The 17,297-nt window shown below is 56.0% G+C and carries 14 protein-coding genes and 1 pseudogene; 8 read left to right on the top strand and 7 right to left on the bottom strand.

Annotation, left to right across the window (positions count from 1 at the left end; all coding sequences use genetic code 11):
* The first annotated feature begins 106 nt into the window (after nt 1-106).
* The gene (locus ACSZPU_RS14885; protein WP_047373026.1) at nt 107-1,069 is read left to right on the top strand and encodes a sugar-binding transcriptional regulator; all 963 of its coding nucleotides are present in this window, start codon (nt 107-109) and stop codon (nt 1,067-1,069) included.
* 28 nt (nt 1,070-1,097) lie between these two features.
* Here ACSZPU_RS14885 and ACSZPU_RS14890 read toward each other — a convergent pair.
* Nucleotides 1,098-2,483, bottom strand: a pseudogene (locus tag ACSZPU_RS14890) (amino acid permease).
* A gap of 335 nt (nt 2,484-2,818) precedes the next feature.
* Here ACSZPU_RS14890 and ACSZPU_RS14895 point away from each other — a divergent pair.
* From ACSZPU_RS14895 to ACSZPU_RS14905, 3 genes are all read left to right on the top strand, one after another.
* Entirely contained in the window at nt 2,819-3,298 is a 480-nt protein-coding gene (locus ACSZPU_RS14895; RefSeq protein ID WP_499000171.1) for an Lrp/AsnC family transcriptional regulator, read from the top strand.
* A gap of 251 nt (nt 3,299-3,549) precedes the next feature.
* Entirely contained in the window at nt 3,550-4,164 is a 615-nt protein-coding gene (locus ACSZPU_RS14900; protein WP_499000173.1) for a YitT family protein, read from the top strand.
* Nucleotides 4,165-4,202: 38 nt separating this feature from the next.
* Nucleotides 4,203-5,396, top strand: coding sequence for an amino acid aminotransferase (locus ACSZPU_RS14905; RefSeq protein WP_499000175.1), 1,194 nt, complete (start codon nt 4,203-4,205; stop codon nt 5,394-5,396).
* Nucleotides 5,397-5,400: 4 nt separating this feature from the next.
* Here ACSZPU_RS14905 and ACSZPU_RS14910 read toward each other — a convergent pair whose 3' ends face one another.
* The 6 genes from ACSZPU_RS14910 to ACSZPU_RS14935 form a co-directional block, all read right to left on the bottom strand.
* Complete coding sequence (locus ACSZPU_RS14910; RefSeq protein WP_499000177.1) at nt 5,401-7,737, bottom strand: molybdopterin-dependent oxidoreductase; 2,337 nt, start codon at nt 7,735-7,737, stop codon at nt 5,401-5,403.
* 105 nt (nt 7,738-7,842) lie between these two features.
* Nucleotides 7,843-8,604 (bottom strand): SDR family NAD(P)-dependent oxidoreductase, encoded by a 762-nt coding sequence (locus ACSZPU_RS14915; RefSeq protein ID WP_499000180.1) that lies wholly within the window; start codon nt 8,602-8,604, stop codon nt 7,843-7,845.
* 3 nt (nt 8,605-8,607) lie between these two features.
* Nucleotides 8,608-9,063 (bottom strand): S-ribosylhomocysteine lyase, encoded by a 456-nt coding sequence (locus tag ACSZPU_RS14920; protein ID WP_499000182.1) that lies wholly within the window; start codon nt 9,061-9,063, stop codon nt 8,608-8,610.
* A 30-nt stretch (nt 9,064-9,093) separates the two neighbouring features.
* Complete coding sequence (locus tag ACSZPU_RS14925) at nt 9,094-9,762, bottom strand: methionine ABC transporter permease (RefSeq protein ID WP_499000185.1); 669 nt, start codon at nt 9,760-9,762, stop codon at nt 9,094-9,096.
* Nucleotides 9,755-10,768 carry a methionine ABC transporter ATP-binding protein gene (locus ACSZPU_RS14930; protein WP_499000187.1) on the bottom strand — a complete coding sequence of 338 codons (1,014 nt, stop codon included), beginning with the start codon at nt 10,766-10,768 and terminating at the stop codon, nt 9,755-9,757. Before ACSZPU_RS14930 ends, ACSZPU_RS14925 begins: the two co-directional genes overlap by 8 nt.
* A gap of 8 nt (nt 10,769-10,776) precedes the next feature.
* On the bottom strand, nt 10,777-11,583 hold the full coding sequence (locus tag ACSZPU_RS14935) for a MetQ/NlpA family ABC transporter substrate-binding protein (RefSeq protein ID WP_499000189.1): 807 nt from the start codon (nt 11,581-11,583) through the stop codon (nt 10,777-10,779).
* Nucleotides 11,584-11,804: 221 nt separating this feature from the next.
* On the opposite strand from ACSZPU_RS14935, the gene ACSZPU_RS14940 reads away from it, so the two are divergent.
* The 4 genes from ACSZPU_RS14940 to sstT all read left to right on the top strand — a co-directional run bounded on the left by ACSZPU_RS14940 (nt 11,805) and on the right by sstT (nt 17,248).
* Nucleotides 11,805-12,980 (top strand): aminotransferase class I/II-fold pyridoxal phosphate-dependent enzyme, encoded by a 1,176-nt coding sequence (locus ACSZPU_RS14940; RefSeq protein WP_499000199.1) that lies wholly within the window; start codon nt 11,805-11,807, stop codon nt 12,978-12,980.
* Between the two features lie 110 nt (nt 12,981-13,090).
* Nucleotides 13,091-14,089, top strand: a complete 999-nt coding sequence (locus ACSZPU_RS14945) for a Gfo/Idh/MocA family protein (protein ID WP_499000192.1) — start codon at nt 13,091-13,093, stop codon at nt 14,087-14,089.
* Nucleotides 14,090-14,519: 430 nt separating this feature from the next.
* On the top strand, nt 14,520-15,488 hold the full coding sequence (locus ACSZPU_RS14950; RefSeq protein ID WP_499000194.1) for a TerC family protein: 969 nt from the start codon (nt 14,520-14,522) through the stop codon (nt 15,486-15,488).
* A gap of 521 nt (nt 15,489-16,009) precedes the next feature.
* Nucleotides 16,010-17,248, top strand: coding sequence for a serine/threonine transporter SstT (sstT, locus tag ACSZPU_RS14955; protein WP_499000196.1), 1,239 nt, complete (start codon nt 16,010-16,012; stop codon nt 17,246-17,248).
* Nucleotides 17,249-17,297 lie beyond the last annotated feature (49 nt).

The following is a 17,297-nucleotide window of genomic DNA, read 5'->3' on the forward strand; positions in this document are numbered from 1 at the left end:
ATACAGCTCAGCTAAGGTAAGGCTAATACAGCTAAGGACTCCACTGAACCCCACCGATTAAATCGCACCTTCCTTAGGGAGGTATCGGGAATGGAAAAACAACGCGATGGCTGAACAAGACTCAGATTACGAACTCCTGACGGAAATAGCCGTAGCCTATTACGAGCAGGAGCAGACTCAGGAAGAAATTGCCCAGCGATTTGGGATCTCGCGTATCAAGGTGGGCCGACTGTTAAAAAAAGCCCGCCATGAGGGAATCGTTGAAATCAACGTCAAGTATCATCCGGTCTTTAGTTCTCAGATTGAACAACAGTTCATTCAAAATTTTGACATGAAGCGGGTGCTGATTGCCCTCGATCACCACGACGAAGATGAACAACGCCAGCAGGTTGCCGCGCTGGTGAGTAACTATCTCGCCACGATCCTGAAAAACGACATGACGGTCGCGGTCGGCCAGGGGCGCAATGTCGCGGCGGTGGCCAACCATGTGGGCATCTTCCCGGAACGCAACTGCCGTTTTATCTGCGGCATTGGCGGTACCACCCGTGATGGCCAGCTTATTGATGCCGACCATATCAGTCGTAATCTGGCGCGTAAGTTTAACGGTCATAGCGAAACGCTGTATGCCCCGGCCTATGTTGAAACCCCGGCGCTGCGCGAGGCGTTTATCCAGAACCGGTTGATCAAAGCCACGCTTGAGCAGGCCAGTAAAGCGGATGTGGCAATCATCGGTCTTGGGGATATGAACGAAAACAGCTTTATGGTGCAACTGGGATGGTTTACGCCGCAGGAGATCATCACCGCACGCCAGGAGCAAGGCGTGGTGGGCGATCTGGCGGGCTATAGTTTTTTCAATATTCAGGGCACGCCGGTAGACACGGTGATGAACAATCGGGTTATCGGCCTCAGCCTTGAACAATTGCGCGCCATTCCGTGCGTGATTGCCATTGCCTCTGAGAGCACCAAAGCCACCGCGATCCTCGGCGCACTGCGTACCGGCGTGATTGACGTGCTGGCAACCAGCGCCTCGAACGCCCGCACGGTTATCCACTTACACAAGGCGTTATAAACGCCGGAGTTGCACCCCGGCGCTATCTTTAGCCCTGATTAACGCCCGCCACCAGCGCCGTTGCGGCGGCGCGTTTTTTCTTGAACATATAGCCCGCACCCAGCACCAGCAGCCATACCGGGATCAGACATACGGAAATGCGGATCCCCGGCGTCATAAACATCACCACCAGGATCCCCGCCAGGAATAGCAGACAAATAACGTTAGTCAGTGGTTAACCGAGGCTTTTAAAGGCGGTGGTTTTCCCGGCTTTCTGCATGGCGAGACGGAATTTCAGGTGGGTGATGCAAATCATCGCCCAGTTGATCACCAGCGCGGCCACCACCAGTGCCATCAGCAATTCAAAGGCCTTGCCCGGCATCACATAGTTGATCAACACGCACAGCGCCGTTGCAACGGCGGAAACGCCCAGCGCGGTCAGCGGGATCCCCCGGCGGTTTACCCTGAGCAGCGAACGCGGGGCGTTACCCTGCTGCGCCAGGCCAAACAGCATCCGGCTGTTGCAGTAAACGCAGCTGTTGTAGACCGACAGCGCGGCGGAGAGCACCACCAGATTGAGGGCGTTAGCGACGATGTTGCTGTCCAGCGCGTGGAAAATCAGCACGAACGGGCTGCCGCCTTCCACCACGTTTTTCCACGGGTAGAGCGACAGTAAAACGGCCAGCGAACCCACATAAAACAGCAGGATGCGGTAGATAACCTGATTGGTGGCTTTAGGAATGCTTTTTTGCGGGTCGTCGGCTTCTGCCGCCGTGATCCCCACCAGCTCCAGTCCGCCAAAAGAGAACATGATCACCGCCATGGCCATCACTAATCCGCTGATGCCGTTCGGGAAGAAACCGCCGTCCTGCCACAGGTTCGCCACGGATGCCTCCGGGCCGCCGCTACCGCTGAACAGCAGATAGCCGCCAAAGGCAATCATGCTGATAATGGCGGCGACCTTAATGATGGAGAACCAAAACTCCATCTCACCGTACACTTTGACATTCGTCAGATTGATAGCGTTAATGGCCACAAAGAAAATGGCCGCTGACACCCACGTGGGCACGTCTGGCCACCAGTATTGAATATAAATCCCGACCGCCGTCAGTTCCGCCATGCTTACCAACACATACAGCACCCAGTAGTTCCAGCCGGACATAAACCCGGCGAACGGTCCCCAGTAGCGGTTGGCGAAATGGCTGAATGACCCCGCCACCGGCTCTTCCACCACCATTTCACCAAGCTGGCGCATGATGAAAAAGGCAATCACCCCGGCTATCGCGTACCCCAGCAGTACGGACGGTCCGGCCATGCGAATGGTCTGCGCAATGCCCAAAAACAGCCCGGTGCCCACGGCCCCACCGAGCGCAATTAACTGGATATGTCGGTTTTTTAACCCGCGTTTTAATTCGTTATCGTGTTGTGCTGCCATCTCTGACCTCTCCCCTGTCTGTAAAAGTCACCCTCCGCCTGAGCAACTTTCAGGCCAGTCAGCGGGAAGAGATCGACAACGTCAGGCTAACTGACTGAATAAGCAAAAAATTTAAATTTTTAGTCAGATTCACATCTTGTGAGCAATGGTGGAATTTTCAGCAGATATGCGCACAAAAACCGTTTTATTTGCACAATTCATGAGAAAAACAGCCTCAATATGCATGAAGACGAACTGTTTTGGTGCAGAGGGAAAAAGCGCAATGCCGTCAGGCTTCCCGCCATCAAAAAAGCTGTTAGTCTGGTAGCCACTCTTTTGTTCCGGTATTGGCGCACATGTATAACATCGACGACTTTGATCTGAAAATCCTCACCCTGCTCCAGGCCAATGGCCGTTTGACCAACCAGGAACTGAGCGATCTCATCGGCCTTTCCGCTTCCCAGTGTTCACGCCGTCGCATCGCGCTCGAACAGGCGCAGCTGATCCTCGGCTACCATGCGCGACTCGCGCCGGACGCGGCCGGGCGTGAAATGCTGGGGCTGATTGAGGTGCGTCTTTTAAACCATACGCAGGAGTATGTGGAGAGTTTTCACCAGATGCTGAGCGAATTGGACGCCATTCTCGACGCCTGGAAAACCACCGGCGATGCGGATTATCTGCTGCGCGTTGCCGTGCCGGATTTGCCGGGCTTAAGCCACCTCATCAGCCATATTCTGGCGCAAAATAAAGGGGTCGCGCATTTGAAAACCTCGGTCGTGCTAAACAGGCTGAAAGAGAATGGTCAGCTAATGCCGGGGAGTGGACTGCTGCCCTAATACAGGGCAATGCGCCTTATTTTGGTGCAACCATTTGGTTAATCAATGTATATGGCGAGACAAAAATACACACATTACCCGAAAATAAGCCGTAAAACGCACGAAACACGCAAAACTCTCTTTTCGTCATATCAATGCGTTAGCGATACGACCGCCTGTTTTTCCCGCATTCAGTCGTACCGGGAAGCGGTTCTGGTGCGATTTTTGCAAGATATTACTTATCTTTAGCAATTGTTGAATCGTACTTTCTTATGGATAACGTCCTGACTCCCAATAAACTCGCTCACACCTGGCTGGAAGATGCGCTGGCGCTGCTGTTTGGCACGCTGATGATCTCCTTCGGCATTATTTTATTTCGCCAGGCAGGTGCGCTGACGGGCGGCACCGCAGGCATGGCGTTTCTGATCCACTACGCCACCCATGTACCGTTTGGCGTCGCCTTCTTTGCGATTAACCTGCCGTTTTACTGGCTCTCAATTCGCCGGATGGGGACGCAGTTCACCCTGAAAACCTTCTGTGCGGTAGCGCTGGTGTCGCTGTTTTCCGATCTGCACGGCCGCTTTATTCATTTCGACCAGCTCAATCCTTACTACGCCACGCTGTTTGGCAACATTGTTGTGGGAATTGGTTTTGTGGTGCTGTTCCGCCATAAAGCGAGCCTCGGCGGCGTGAATATTCTGGCGCTCTATCTGCAGGATAAAAGCGGTATCCGCGCCGGTAAATTCCAGATGGTGGTGGATGCCTGCATCGTCACCGCATCGCTGTTCGTGGTGAGCCTGCCGATTCTGGCGGTTTCTATTCTCGGCGCCGTGATTCTGAATTCGATTATTGCCATGAACCACCGCCCGGGACGCTACGCGGTGTAATGGATTGACCTCTGACTGTAATTTCAGGAGTAGTGACTGTGTTCCAGAACGTTGACGCCTACGCGGGCGATCCTATCCTGTCGTTGATGGAGACTTTCCATCAGGACAACCGTGCTGACAAAGTGAACCTCAGCATCGGGCTGTACTATAACGAACAGGCCATCATTCCTCGCCTTGAGGCGGTACAACAGGCCGAAGCCCGCCTGCAACGCCTGCCGCAAAAAGCCAGCCTCTATCTGCCGATGGAAGGTTTTGCCCCTTATCGCAGCGCCATTCAGACGCTGCTGTTTGGCGACAACCATCCGGCGTTGAACGCCGGGCGTATCGCCACTATTCAGACGCTGGGCGGTTCCGGTGCGCTGAAAGTGGGGGCCGATTTCCTGAAACGCTACTTCCCGGATTCCGACGTGTGGGTTAGCGATCCGACCTGGGAAAACCACATCGCTATTTTTGCCGGCGCCGGGTTTAACGTACACACCTATCCGTACTTCGATAACGCTACGCGCGGCGTCGATTTCAGCGGCATGCTAAGCACCTTAAAACAGCTGCCGCCTCGCAGTATTGTGCTACTGCATCCGTGCTGCCATAACCCGACGGGTGCGGACCTGACGAATGCCCAGTGGGATGAAGTGATTGAAGTGCTGATTTCCCGCGATCTGATCCCGTTCCTCGACATCGCCTATCAGGGCTTTGGCGCCGGTCTGGAAGATGACGCCTACGTCATTCGCGCGATTGCCAGCACCGGCCTGCCTGCGCTGGTCAGCAACTCGTTCTCCAAGATTTTCTCGCTGTACGGCGAGCGCGTGGGCGGGTTGTCCGTGGTGTGTGAAGACGCCGACGCCGCCGGGCGCGTGCTGGGTCAGTTGAAGGCCACCGTGCGTCGCAACTACTCCAGCCCGCCAAACTTTGGCGCGCAGGTGGTTTCCATGGTGCTGAACGATCCGGCGCTCAACGCGCTGTGGCGTGCAGAAGTGGATGCCATGCGCACCCGCATCAGCGAAATGCGCCAGGCCCTGGTGGATGTGCTTAAAGACGCTCTGCCGGATCACGATTTTACCTACCTGCTGACCCAGCGCGGAATGTTTAGCTACACCGGGTTCAGCGCAGAACAGGTGGATAAACTGCGTGAAGCCTTTGGGGTCTACCTGATTGCCAGCGGCCGTGTCTGCGTAGCGGGCCTTAACCACGGCAATATCGCACGCGTGGCCTCGGCCTTCGCCGCCGTGCAGTAACGTTTCACGCCTGTTTTTGTTGCTTGAGCGTGACAAAAACAGGCGGTTCCCAGGCTGTTACCGCTGGCAACTTCCCCTCAAATTTCGCAATCTCCACCCGGCAACTCTGCGCGGTACAGCCCTGTCCCAGACGCGAACTGCCGCGATCTTCGGTTAACACATTGGGATTGCCGTGCTTGTCCAGTGGCTGAGCGTCGGCGGTATTTTCCGGGTCATACCAGGCGCCGGTAGACATCTGCACCACGCCGGGCCGAATCGCATCACTCAGCCTCGCCCCCGCCAGCAGCGCGCCTCGGGTATTGAACACTTTCACCACATCGCCATCGCGAATACCGCGCGCGGCAGCATCGTGCGGATGGATCCACAGCGGTTCGCGCCCGGAAATTTTGGTGTTCCGGCTTACGCTACCGTGGTCATACTGGCTGTGCAGGCGGGTACGCGGCTGGCTGGAGAGCAAATGCAGCGGCCATTCGCGGGCAACCGTCTGCTGATACTGCGCTTCCGGCTCGTGCCAGTACGGATGACCCGGACACTCTTCGTAGCCAAACCCGGCAATCGTCTGCGAAAAAAGCTCTATCTTGCCGGAAGGTGTGGCAAGCGGGGCGTTAAGCGGATCGTCACGAAAATCCTTAAGCAGGATTTGTGGCTCGGCGGGACGGGTAAATTCCAGCACGCCCTGCTGCCAGAAATCATCGAACGCCGGAAGCGCGATCCCCTCGGCCTCGGCGCGCGGGCGCGACTGCTCATACATCACCTGCAGCCAGGCTTTGGCGCTGCGTCCTTCGGTGTAGGCCTCGCCAAACCCGAGGCGGGCGGCAAGCCCGCTGAAAATGGCATAGTCATCGCGGGCATCGGCAAACGGCGCAATGTGCTGGCGCATGGCAATCATAAAGCCATCGTTGCTGGCGCTGCCGATATCCTCCCGCTCAAGCGAGGTGGTGGCGGGCAGGACGATGTCGGCAAATTTCGCCTGCGCGGTCCAGTACTGCTCATGGACCACAATGGTTTCCGGACGTCGCCAGGCGCGTACCAGCTTGTTCAGATCCTGATGGTGATGAAACACATTGCCACCGGCCCAGTAGACGAAGCGAATATCCGGGTAAAGGTTAGTCTGCCCGTCGAATTCGTAAGGCTCGCCGGGGTGCAGCAGCATGTCGGAGAAACGGGCGACCGGGATTTTGCCTGCAACCGGATTGCGCCCCTGAGATAAGCGCGGGCCGGAAAAGACGCGTCGGTCGGCCCCCGCCAGATTGGTCGAGGCATAGCCAAAGCCCAGCCCGCCGCCGGGTGTGCCAATCTGCCCCAGCAGCGCGGTTAACGCCACCGTCGCCCAGAAGGTTTGCTCTCCCTGGCAGGCGCGCTGTACCGACCAGGCGATGTTGATCATTGTGCGATGCCGCGCCATCTCATGCGCCAGTTGGCGAATCGTTCCGGCGGCCAGTCCGGTTCTGGACTCGGCCCATTCCGGGCTTTTCACCACCCCATCGCCCCGGCCAAACAGGTAATCGCGATATGGCGCGAACCCGACCGTGTGGCTGTCAACAAACGCCCGGTCGTATAACTCATCGGCAATCAACACCTGGCAGAGCGCCAACAGCAGCGCGGTGTCGCTGCCGGGTTTAACCGCCAGCCAGTCGGCATCCGGTACGGCTGAAAGATCGTTTTGCACCGGGCTGATATTGATAAAGCGAGTGCCGTTAGCGCGCAGCGTCGTCAGCCAGTGTTGCAGGGCGTGGTCGTTGGCTCCGCCGCCGTTAACCTGCGCATTACGCAGCGGCAGGCCACCGATGGCGACAAACAGCTCGCAGTGTTCCGCCAGTACCGGCCAGTGGGTGTGCTGGCGTTGTAAGGTATCGAGATCGCCAAGGATGTGCGGCAAAATACGCTCCCCGGCGGCGATGCTGTAGGTATTGGTGCTGCCGGTATAGCCGCCAAAGAAATTGAGAAAACGGTGCAGCTGGCTTTGCGCGTGATGAAAGCGTCCGGCGCTCGACCAGCCATAAGAGCCGCCATAAATCGCCGCATTGCCCTGCTCGCGTTTCACCCGAGTAAGCTCATCGGCCACCAACGTCAGCGCCTGCTCCCAGCTCACTTCGACAAAAGGTTCGCGCCCGCGCCCTTCCCGCGAGGTAGCGCCCCCTTTAAGAAACCCTTCCCGCACCGCCGGACGACGAACGCGTGATGTCCCTTGCACCGCACCCGGCAGCGATTGCCCAATGCGCGACGGGTTGCGATCCCAGGCCACCGGGCTGACAGCGGTCAGTTTGCCGTTATCGGTGGTCACCCGGTAGGTTCCCCAGTGCATCACGGCCAGGTTGTGTTCTGGTTTTTCAGTTTTCATGGGGCTTACCTCGAATCAGACAAGGATGCAATGCAGTCTGCCGACGTTACTCGTAGGCCGGATAAGGCGTTAGCCGCCATCCGGCATTGCCTGATGGGCAGGTTTTTAGTGCATCGTCATCCCACCGGTAACATTAATCGCCTGCCCGGTCATATAGGCCGCCAGCGGGCTGGCCAGAAACGCCACCACGCCCGCCACTTCGGCGGGCTGCGCCGTGCGTCCCAGCAAAACCTGCGAACAGTCTTCGGCATAAATCGCCTCCGGCGTCATGCCGCGCAGCTCCGCGCCTTCGCGACGCTCGCGCCACTTCATCTCGGTCTCGACAATGCCGGGGCACACCGCGTTGACCAGGATGTTGTCGCGGGCGAGCTCAATGGCCATCACTTTGGTCAGGCCGAGCACCGCATGTTTCGACGCCACATACTGACCCATCAGCCGGTAGCCATTTTTGCCCGCCTGCGAAGCGATATTGATGATGCGACCACCGCTTTTGGCTTTCATCAGCGGGATGGCCGCCTCCGCCAGATAGCCAATGCTTTTGACGTTGACGTCCAGAATCCGCTGCCAGTCGGCATCGCTCATCTGCGTTACCGTACTCATCGCCGAGACGCCGCAGCTGTTGACCAGGATATCCACGCCGCCGAAGGTCTCCACGGCGGCCTCAATCAGCTGATGGGCCTGTTCGCGAGAAGCCACATCGGTACGCAGCACCAGTTGGCGGGCCGTTTGCTCCCGCGCTCGGGCGGCAATATCGCCGATCACCACGTTCGCGCCGCCCCGATGCAACAGTTCCGCAATGGCTTTACCAATCCCCTGCAAACCGCCCGTCACCACGGCGGTCTGGCCGCTGAAATCGAGGGCAATCATCGCTTAGGCCCGAAACGGGTCGTCACTGATGCCCGCGTCCAGCACCAGCTTCGCGTACTCCTGGGCGGAGAACAGCGAGTGGTCGCGATAGTTGCCGCAGGCCAGCGGCGTCACCGCAGGCACATCGGTGGCGGTTACCACGCGTTGCAGGACGCGGGTCAGCGCGGCGGCAATATTTTTCGGATCGTGCTCATCCCACAGGATCAGGTAGAAACCGGTACGGCAGCCCATTGGCGAAATATCGATAACCCCTTCCAGCTCCTCGCGCAGGCCAAACGCCAGCAGATGTTCCAGGGTGTGCAGCGCCGCAGTGGGAATGGCATCCACGTTGGGCTGCAGGAAACGTAAATCGAACTTTTGCACCACGCTGCCCAATTTGTGGCGTTCATAACCGGCCACGCGGACATACGGGGCTTTGACTTTGGTGTGGTCGAGGGTAAAGCTCTCTACAACTGGCATGTTAATCTCCTGATAAATGAAAGAGCAGCCTCACTCGCGGCGAATACGGCGAGCAAAGCGGGTTCCGAGGGTCTGGATAAGCTGAACAATCACAATCAGCACCAGCGCAGTGACCAGCGTGGCAAAGGCGTCAAAGCGCTGGTATCCGTAGGTAATGGCCAAATCGCCGATCCCGCCGCCGCCCACGGTTCCGGCCATGGCGGTGGCGCCCAGCAGGCCGATGGTGGCGGTGGTAAGGGCCAGAATCAGCGATGACGCGGCTTCCGGCAGCATAAAGTGCCAGATGGTCTGTAAGGTGGTGGCACCCATGGCGTCGGCGGCTTCGAGAATGCCCTCGTCCACCTCCAGCAGCGAGCTTTCCACCAGCCGCGAGATGTAAGGCGCAATAAAGACAATCAGCGGCACAATCGCGCCCGCGGTACCGATGGTGGTGCCGACCACCAGACGGGTGAAGGGTAAAATAGTGATCAGCAAAATGATAAACGGCAGCGAGCGGACTACGTTGATCGTCGGGTTTAGCACCTGATGCACAAAACGGTTGGGCAGGATGCCGCCAGGACGACACACCACCAGCACAATGCCTAATGGAATGCCAAGCAGCGAACCAAAGCCCAGCGAAACGGCAATCATCACCAGGGTGTCGTGCAGCGCCAGCAGGAATTGATCGCCAGTGACAGCGGTGTCAATAAACTCAAACATGGGTGATTTTCACTCCTGCGTCGCGAAGATGGGCAATGGCGCTATCGGTCTGCTCCGGCTCGCCGAGGATCTGCACGATCATGAACCCCAGAATGCGGCTCTGGACTTCGGACATGCTGGCAAAAAGGATATTCACCTCAATGGCATAGTCTTTGATGATGCGGTTGATGATGGGCTGCTGCGCCGTTGCGCCAACAAATTCGAGGCGCAGAGCCTGCGCACCGTTATCCCGTTGCAGCACAGAAGAGACGCGCTCCGGCAGCGCGTCGTGGATCACCGACTGCACAAAGCTGGCGGTGACCGGATGCTGCGGCTGAGCAAACAGGCTAAAGACCTCGCCCTGCTCCACGATACTGCCGTTTTGCATCACCGCGACCTTGTTACAGATTTTCTGAATAACTGACATTTCGTGGGTAATCAGCACGATAGTGATGCCATAGCGGCGGTTGATCTCCTGCAACAGCAGTAAGATCTGTACCGTGGTATGGGGATCAAGCGCCGATGTCGCTTCATCGCACAACAGGACTGACGGGTTGGTCGCCAGCGCGCGGGCGATACCGACACGCTGTTTTTGCCCGCCCGACAACTCGTTCGGGAAGCTGTGCACCTTGTCGCTGAGATTGACGAATTCCAGCAACTCGGTGACCCGGGCCTGAATAAACGCCTTATCACGCCCCTGCAAAATGAGCGGAATGGCCACGTTATGGAAAACTGTTTTCGAATTCAGCAAATTAAAATTCTGAAAGATCATACCAATATCTTTCTTTATGGCATGCAGACGTTTTCCGCTAAATTCCTGCAACACGTCGCCATTAATCACCACCTCACCCTGGCTTGGCGATTCGAGACGATTGATTAAACGTAGCAAGGTACTTTTCCCTGCACCGCTATAACCAATAATCCCGAAAATATCGCCCTTACTAATGCTGAGGTTAATATCCTTCAATGCCAGAACCGGATCCCCTTTTCTGGAGAATGTTTTGCTGACATGGCGAAATTCAATCATTGCGTTGTTCATTTCAAATATTCAGGCAGCAGATAACCATTATATTGCTCATGGGTCAGAATATAATTTTTGAAATCAGCTGATTGATACCCGGCAACAATATCTTTGGCAAACTGCGCATCTTTATTTTTACCGGCGATGGTCACGACGTTAATAAACTGACTCACCGGGGTTTCAAGCTGCAATGCCGAATTGAGTTTCAGGCCGCTGGAAACGGCAAAGTTACCCTGAATCAAACCGTAATCCACGTCTGGCAACGCACGGACCTGCTGCGCGTTATCCATCTCTTTAAGGACAATTTTGTACGGGTTCTCAAGGATATTGCGCTGCGAGAAGGTGGCCGGATCGCTGTCTGGCTTGAGTTTTACCCAGCCGAGACTTTGCAGCACCAGAAGGGCACGATATTCATTAGGTGGCTGATTAGGAACAGAAATCACTGTGCCTTGCGCCGGGGTTTTCAGCTCTTTGATTTTGCCGCTGTACAGCCCCATCGGCGGTGTTGGCACCTGGACGATACCGATATTGTCGATGCCCAGACGTTCGTTCACCGATTTCAGATACACCGGGTGCTGCATGATATTGGCTTCGATATTGCCGCGCGCAACCGCGTCGTTTACCTGAATACCATCGCTGAAATCTTTATATTCGACTTTGTAGCCTTTCTTAATCAGAAAAGGGGCGACGCCTTTTTCAAATTGTTCTTTATAAGGCCCTGGGTTAAAACCGACACGAATAATATTATCCTGCGCTGTAGCCAGAAAAGAAGACGATGACAACAGAGCAAAGACAAAACCCAATACAACTGGCTTTTTCATAACGCATTTTTCCCGTTGGTGTGCAATTAAAATCGATTAAATCACAGCCGACTGTGCGTTGTAAGTCGCATTCCCGGATTTCATTTTGCTTTTTTGTCATAAATATAATCAGAAAATACATATCCAAAAAACAGCAATGAATAGCTAATTTTGTTGTTTAGACAATGCAGAAAAATAAATTAAAGATGGAAAGTATATTGATAAATACATCCGAGAACACCATGCCTGATTTTAATGCTTCACCGCTGGTCGATGCGCTGGAAGAGAATTTATTTAGTGTACTGGAAAAGCTCGCCGCCCAGGTGAATACCCCCGATTTGCCGCTGATCGATCTCTCAAGCGGAAGCCCGGATCAACCCACGCCGCCGGAAGTGGTCGCCTCGTTGCAGGCGGCTATTCAGCGAAGCGAAAACCACGGCTATCCCTCATTCTGGGGTAAACCGCAGGTCCGCCAGGCGATTGCCGACTTTTATTACCGCCATTACGGCGTGGAGCTGGATCCGGATAGCGAAGTGGCGGTGTTTCAGGGCTCGCACATTGGCGTAGGCGGGATCCCACGGGCGGTACTCAGCCCAGGGCAGTACCTGATTTCAACTGACCCCTGCTACCCCATTTACCGCTCGGCGGCGCTACAGTCGCAGGCACGTTTTTTCGGCCTGCCGCTGCACGCCGAAAACCAGTTCCTGCCCGATTTCAACGACGTGCCGGGTGAGGTGGCCGACAACGCCGGGCTGGTGGTGCTCAACTATCCGCATAATCCAACGGGTGCGCTGGCCACCCCGGAGCTGTTTGCCAGCGCGCTGCAATTTGCCAGGCGTTATCACGTGCCGATCCTGCATGATTTTGCCTATGCGGCCATTGGCAGCAACAGCACGGATACCCCGCTGAGCCTGTTCTCTCAGCCTGACGCGAAAGCATGGGGAGTTGAAACCTACACCTTCTCGAAGACCTTTAATATGGCGGGCTGGCGTTTTGGTTTTGCGGTCGGCAATGCCTCGATTATTAAAGCATTTAAAAAATTGCATACCCACAGCTACAGCACTGTGTTTGGCGCGATTCAGGATGCGGCGGTGACGGCGCTCTCCTTGCCCGCTGAGCGCCTGGCGCAACTGGTGGCGGTTTACCATCAGCGCCGCGAGCGAGTGCTGCACCGGCTGGCGGCGCTACGCTGGCCGGTACGCGAAGCACAAGGCACCTTTTTCCTCTGGCTTGCGGTACCGCCCGCGTTTAGCTCACAGCAATTTGCCCAGATGCTATTGCAGGAAGCGCACGTGCTGGTCGCCCCCGGCGTGGGCTTTGGTCAGGGTGGAGAGGGGTTTATTCGCATTAGCCTGACGGCGGGAGATGATGCCTTGCAACGCGCGCTGGATCGCATTGCCGGACTGCATCTTTTTTAGCAAAAAGAGTGACATGCGAGACGTCTTCCATAACCGGGAGATGAATCTTTTTTCCTCTCCGCGCATCGTGCTACATTGCCAGACAGTGCTCAGTTAAAGGAACTCGCTTAATGATACGTTTTGCTGTCATTGGCACAAACTGGATCACCCGCCAGTTTGTCGATGCCGCCCATGAAACGGGCAAATATAAACTCACGGCGGTGTACTCCCGCAGCCTTGAACAGGCACAGGATTTCTCCCGGGATTACCCCGTCGAGCACCTGTTTACCTCGCTGGACGCCATGGCGCAAAGCGATGAGATTGATGCGGTGTATATCGCCAGTCCCAACTCGCTGCACTTTCCGCAAACCCGGCTGTTTCTCAGCCACAAAAAGCATGTGATTTGCGAAAAGCCGCTGGCGTCGAACCTGCGCGAAGTGGAAGAGGCGATTGCCTGTGCCAGAGAGAACCAGGTGGTGCTGTTCGAAGCGTTTAAAACCGCCAGTCTGCCCAATTTTGTAATGCTGAAACAATCGCTGGCGAAAGCGGGCAAGGTACGCAAAGCGTTTCTCAACTACTGCCAGTACTCTTCGCGTTACCAGCGTTATCTGGATGACGAAAACCCGAACACCTTTAACCCAGCGTTCTCTAACGGCTCGATTATGGATATCGGTTTTTATGTCCTGGCCGCTTCTGTTGCGCTTTGGGGCGAACCGAAAAGTGTGCAGGCCACCGCCAGTTTGCTGGAAAGCGGCGTGGATGCCCACGGCGTGGCGGTGCTCGACTACGGTGATTTCAGCGTCACGCTGCAACACTCCAAAGTGAGCGACTCGGTGCTGCCGAGCGAAATTCAGGGCGAAGCCGGTTCACTGGTTATTGAGAAGATCTCCGAATGCCAGAAGCTCTCTTTCGTGCCGCGCGGGGGTAAAGCGCAGGACCTGACGCAGCCTCAGCATATCAACACCATGTTGTACGAGGCGGAAACCTTCGCCAGCCTGGTCGAGCAGAATGAGGTGAACCATGCGGGCCTGGCGGTCAGCCGGATTACCGCGCAGCTGTCGACGGAAATCCGCCGTCAGACGGGCGTGGTGTTCCCGGCAGATGATGTGAGCGTGGAACAGCCAGCGTAAAGGTATGTAAAAGAGATGTTACAGATCATTGACAGGACGAATGGTCTGTCATATTTTGTTACCAGCAAAGGGGAGTAACTTCGTTGCCGGTGGGTCGTCATTACGATGCGTCTACCCTAAAGATTTCGAGTTGCAGTCACGTAGCAGCGGTTCGAAATATAACGGGTACAAGCATCCGGTCGCCGGGCGTCATTAACGTGACGTAAGTGAGACCTTGCCGAAAGGCGAGGATCCAATTGCACCTAAAGCATGCGGCTGACGTCTTTCGACGTTAGCCGTTTTTGTTTATACACATAATCATTCTGGATGCGTCGCGGTGGCAAGACTGAGAATCACCTGGAGCTTACTCAAGTAAGTGACGGGTGTGAGCAGTCGAAGCCAACAAAGAGGCAGCCAGAAGGATGAAGTGTAAGGTGTTAAGGAATCTCACATGAATACTGTCGGTACACCGCTACTCTGGGGCGGATTCGCCGTTGTTGTCGTTATCATGCTGGCTATCGATCTCCTGCTTCAGGGGCGTCGTGGCGTGCACACGATGTCTATGAAACAGGCGGCCGTCTGGTCTCTGGTTTGGGTTAGTCTTTCTCTCTTATTCAACGCTGCCTTCTGGTGGTATCTGGTACAAAACGAGGGTCGCGCGGTCGCCGACACCCAGGCGCTGGCATTCCTGACCGGTTACCTGATTGAAAAAGCGCTGGCGGTAGATAACGTCTTTGTCTGGCTGATGCTGTTCAGCTACTTCTCGGTACCTGCTGCGCTGCAACGTCGCGTATTGATCTACGGCGTGCTCGGCGCGATCGTTCTGCGTACCATCATGATCTTCGCCGGTAGCTGGCTTATCACCCAGTTCGAATGGCTGCTGTATGTCTTCGGCGCCTTCCTGCTGTTCACCGGCGTGAAGATGGCGCTGGCAAAAGAAGATGAAGGCGGCATTGGCGATAAGCCTTTAGTCCGCTGGTTACGCAGCCATCTGCGCATGACGGACAAAATCGAAAATGAGCGCTTCTTTGTGCGTAAGAACGGTCTGCTGTTTGCCACGCCGCTGCTGCTGGTGCTGATTCTGGTTGAACTGAGTGATGTGATTTTTGCGGTCGACAGCATTCCGGCGATTTTTGCTGTCACCACCGACCCGTTTATCGTACTAACGTCCAACCTGTTCGCGATCCTGGGCCTGCGTGCGATGTACTTCCTGCTGGCAGGCGTGGCAGAACGCTTCTCGATGCTGAAATACGGTCTGTCGGTGATTCTGGTGTTTATCGGTATCAAGATGCTGATTGTCGATTTCTTCCATATCCCGATCGCCATCTCGCTTGGCATCGTGGGCGGCATCCTTGTGGTCACACTGCTGATTAATGCCTGGGTTAACCATCGCAACGATAAGCGTGAGCGGGTCGAGTAACTTTTTTAATGCGGCTATGCTGTTCCGGTGAATGAGGAAATGGCAGCGATGACCTGGCCCGGCTGGAAATCGATGAAGCGTTGACGGCTGGCCGGGGCCGCCCGCATGGACGCGGGCGTAGGGGATAGTCAGGCGGAATAAGCTGACAAAATTGCCGGGAGCAATTTTGAATAGCGCCTGCGCTAACCCCGAAGGGGTGAGCCCAAGGGATGGGGCGAATAATGCCGCGTCAGCGGCGATTTTCTCGCCGAAGCCCGGGTCGCCAGGGCAGTGGCGATTGAGCCGCCCTGGCACGTTCACTGACGCGTTTATGAAAGATGCACCATCAACCAGAAGTGAACGGGATACCCTCGTTGCAACATAGTCTATTTGCCGTTTTGTTCCGGGTGCGTACACATCAACCCCCTGTCTTTTTCTGAATTCCATCCCCTCATCCCACTGAAAATCCACCCACCACCCTGATTTCCTTATACTGCTTCTGCGTTAAAAAAATGGAACACCAATAAAACCAAGGAAAAGGTATGCAAACACAACCCGCTACGACATGGTTGCAACGCGTGATGCGCGGCAATATCGTCAAACAAATTCTCGCCGGACTGGTACTGGGCATCCTGCTGAGCTGGCTATCACCGGGCACCGCCCTCGCCGCTGGCCTGCTGGGCACGCTGTTTGTCAGTGCGCTAAAAGCCGTGGCGCCGGTTCTGGTACTGGTGCTGGTGATGGCCTCAGTGGCAAATCATCAGCAGGGGCAAAAAATCAGTATTCGCCCTATCCTGCTGCTCTACGTAATCGGCACCTTCGCCGCGGCATTTACGGCGGTGGTCGCCAGTTTCCTGTTCCCGTCCAGCCTGCATCTGGTGGCAGCCGCCACCGATGTCGTCGCGCCTTCAGGCATTGTCGGCGTGCTGGAAGGACTACTGATGAACATCGTGGCAAACCCGATCGATGCGCTGATCAAAGGGAATTACATTGGAATCCTGGTGTGGGCCGTTGGCCTTGGCTTTGCCCTGCGCCACAGCAGTGAGACCAGCAAAAATCTGCTTAACGATCTGTCTAACGCAGTGACGTTTATGGTCACGCTGGTGATTCGCTTTGCGCCGCTTGGCATCTTTGGTCTGGTGGCCTCAACGCTTGCAACAACCGGCTTTGGCGCACTCTGGGGCTACGCACAGCTGCTGCTGGTGCTGGTCGGTTGTATGGTACTGGTCGCGCTGGTGATTAACCCGCTGCTGGTCTGGGTGAAAATCCGCCGTAACCCGTATCCGCTGGTGCTTCTCTGTTTGCGTGAAAGTGGTGTGACAGCTTTTTTCACCCGCAGCTCGGCGGTGAATATGGCGCTGTGTGAAAAGCTCGGACTGGATAAAGACACCTACGCCGTTTCGATCCCGCTGGGAGCGACGGTCAATATGGCGGGCGCGGCGATCACCATCACCGTGCTCACGCTGGCGGCGGTGCATACGCTGGGGGTAGCGGTTGATGTACCCACGGCGGTGCTGTTGAGTGTCGTGGCTTCGCTCTGCGCCTGCGGTGCCTCCGGGGTGGCGGGCGGGTCGCTGCTGCTCATTCCGCTGGCTTGCAACATGTTCGGTATTTCAGCCGACGTCGCCATGCAGGTGGTGGCCGTCGGCTTTATTATCGGCGTCGTACAGGACTCCTGCGAGACCGCCATCAACTCCTCAACCGACGTGCTGTTTACCGCAGCCGCTTGCCTGGCAGAAGATGAGCGCACATCGCTAGATAGTGTCGTCACAAGATTTTAGCCCAGAGAGCGATGCATCTGATCTGGACGGCAGCGAGAAATGAGGCCGT

Origin of the sequence: Phytobacter sp. V69, from assembly GCF_965644215.1 — a bacterium.
Lineage (GTDB): Bacteria > Pseudomonadota > Gammaproteobacteria > Enterobacterales > Enterobacteriaceae > Phytobacter.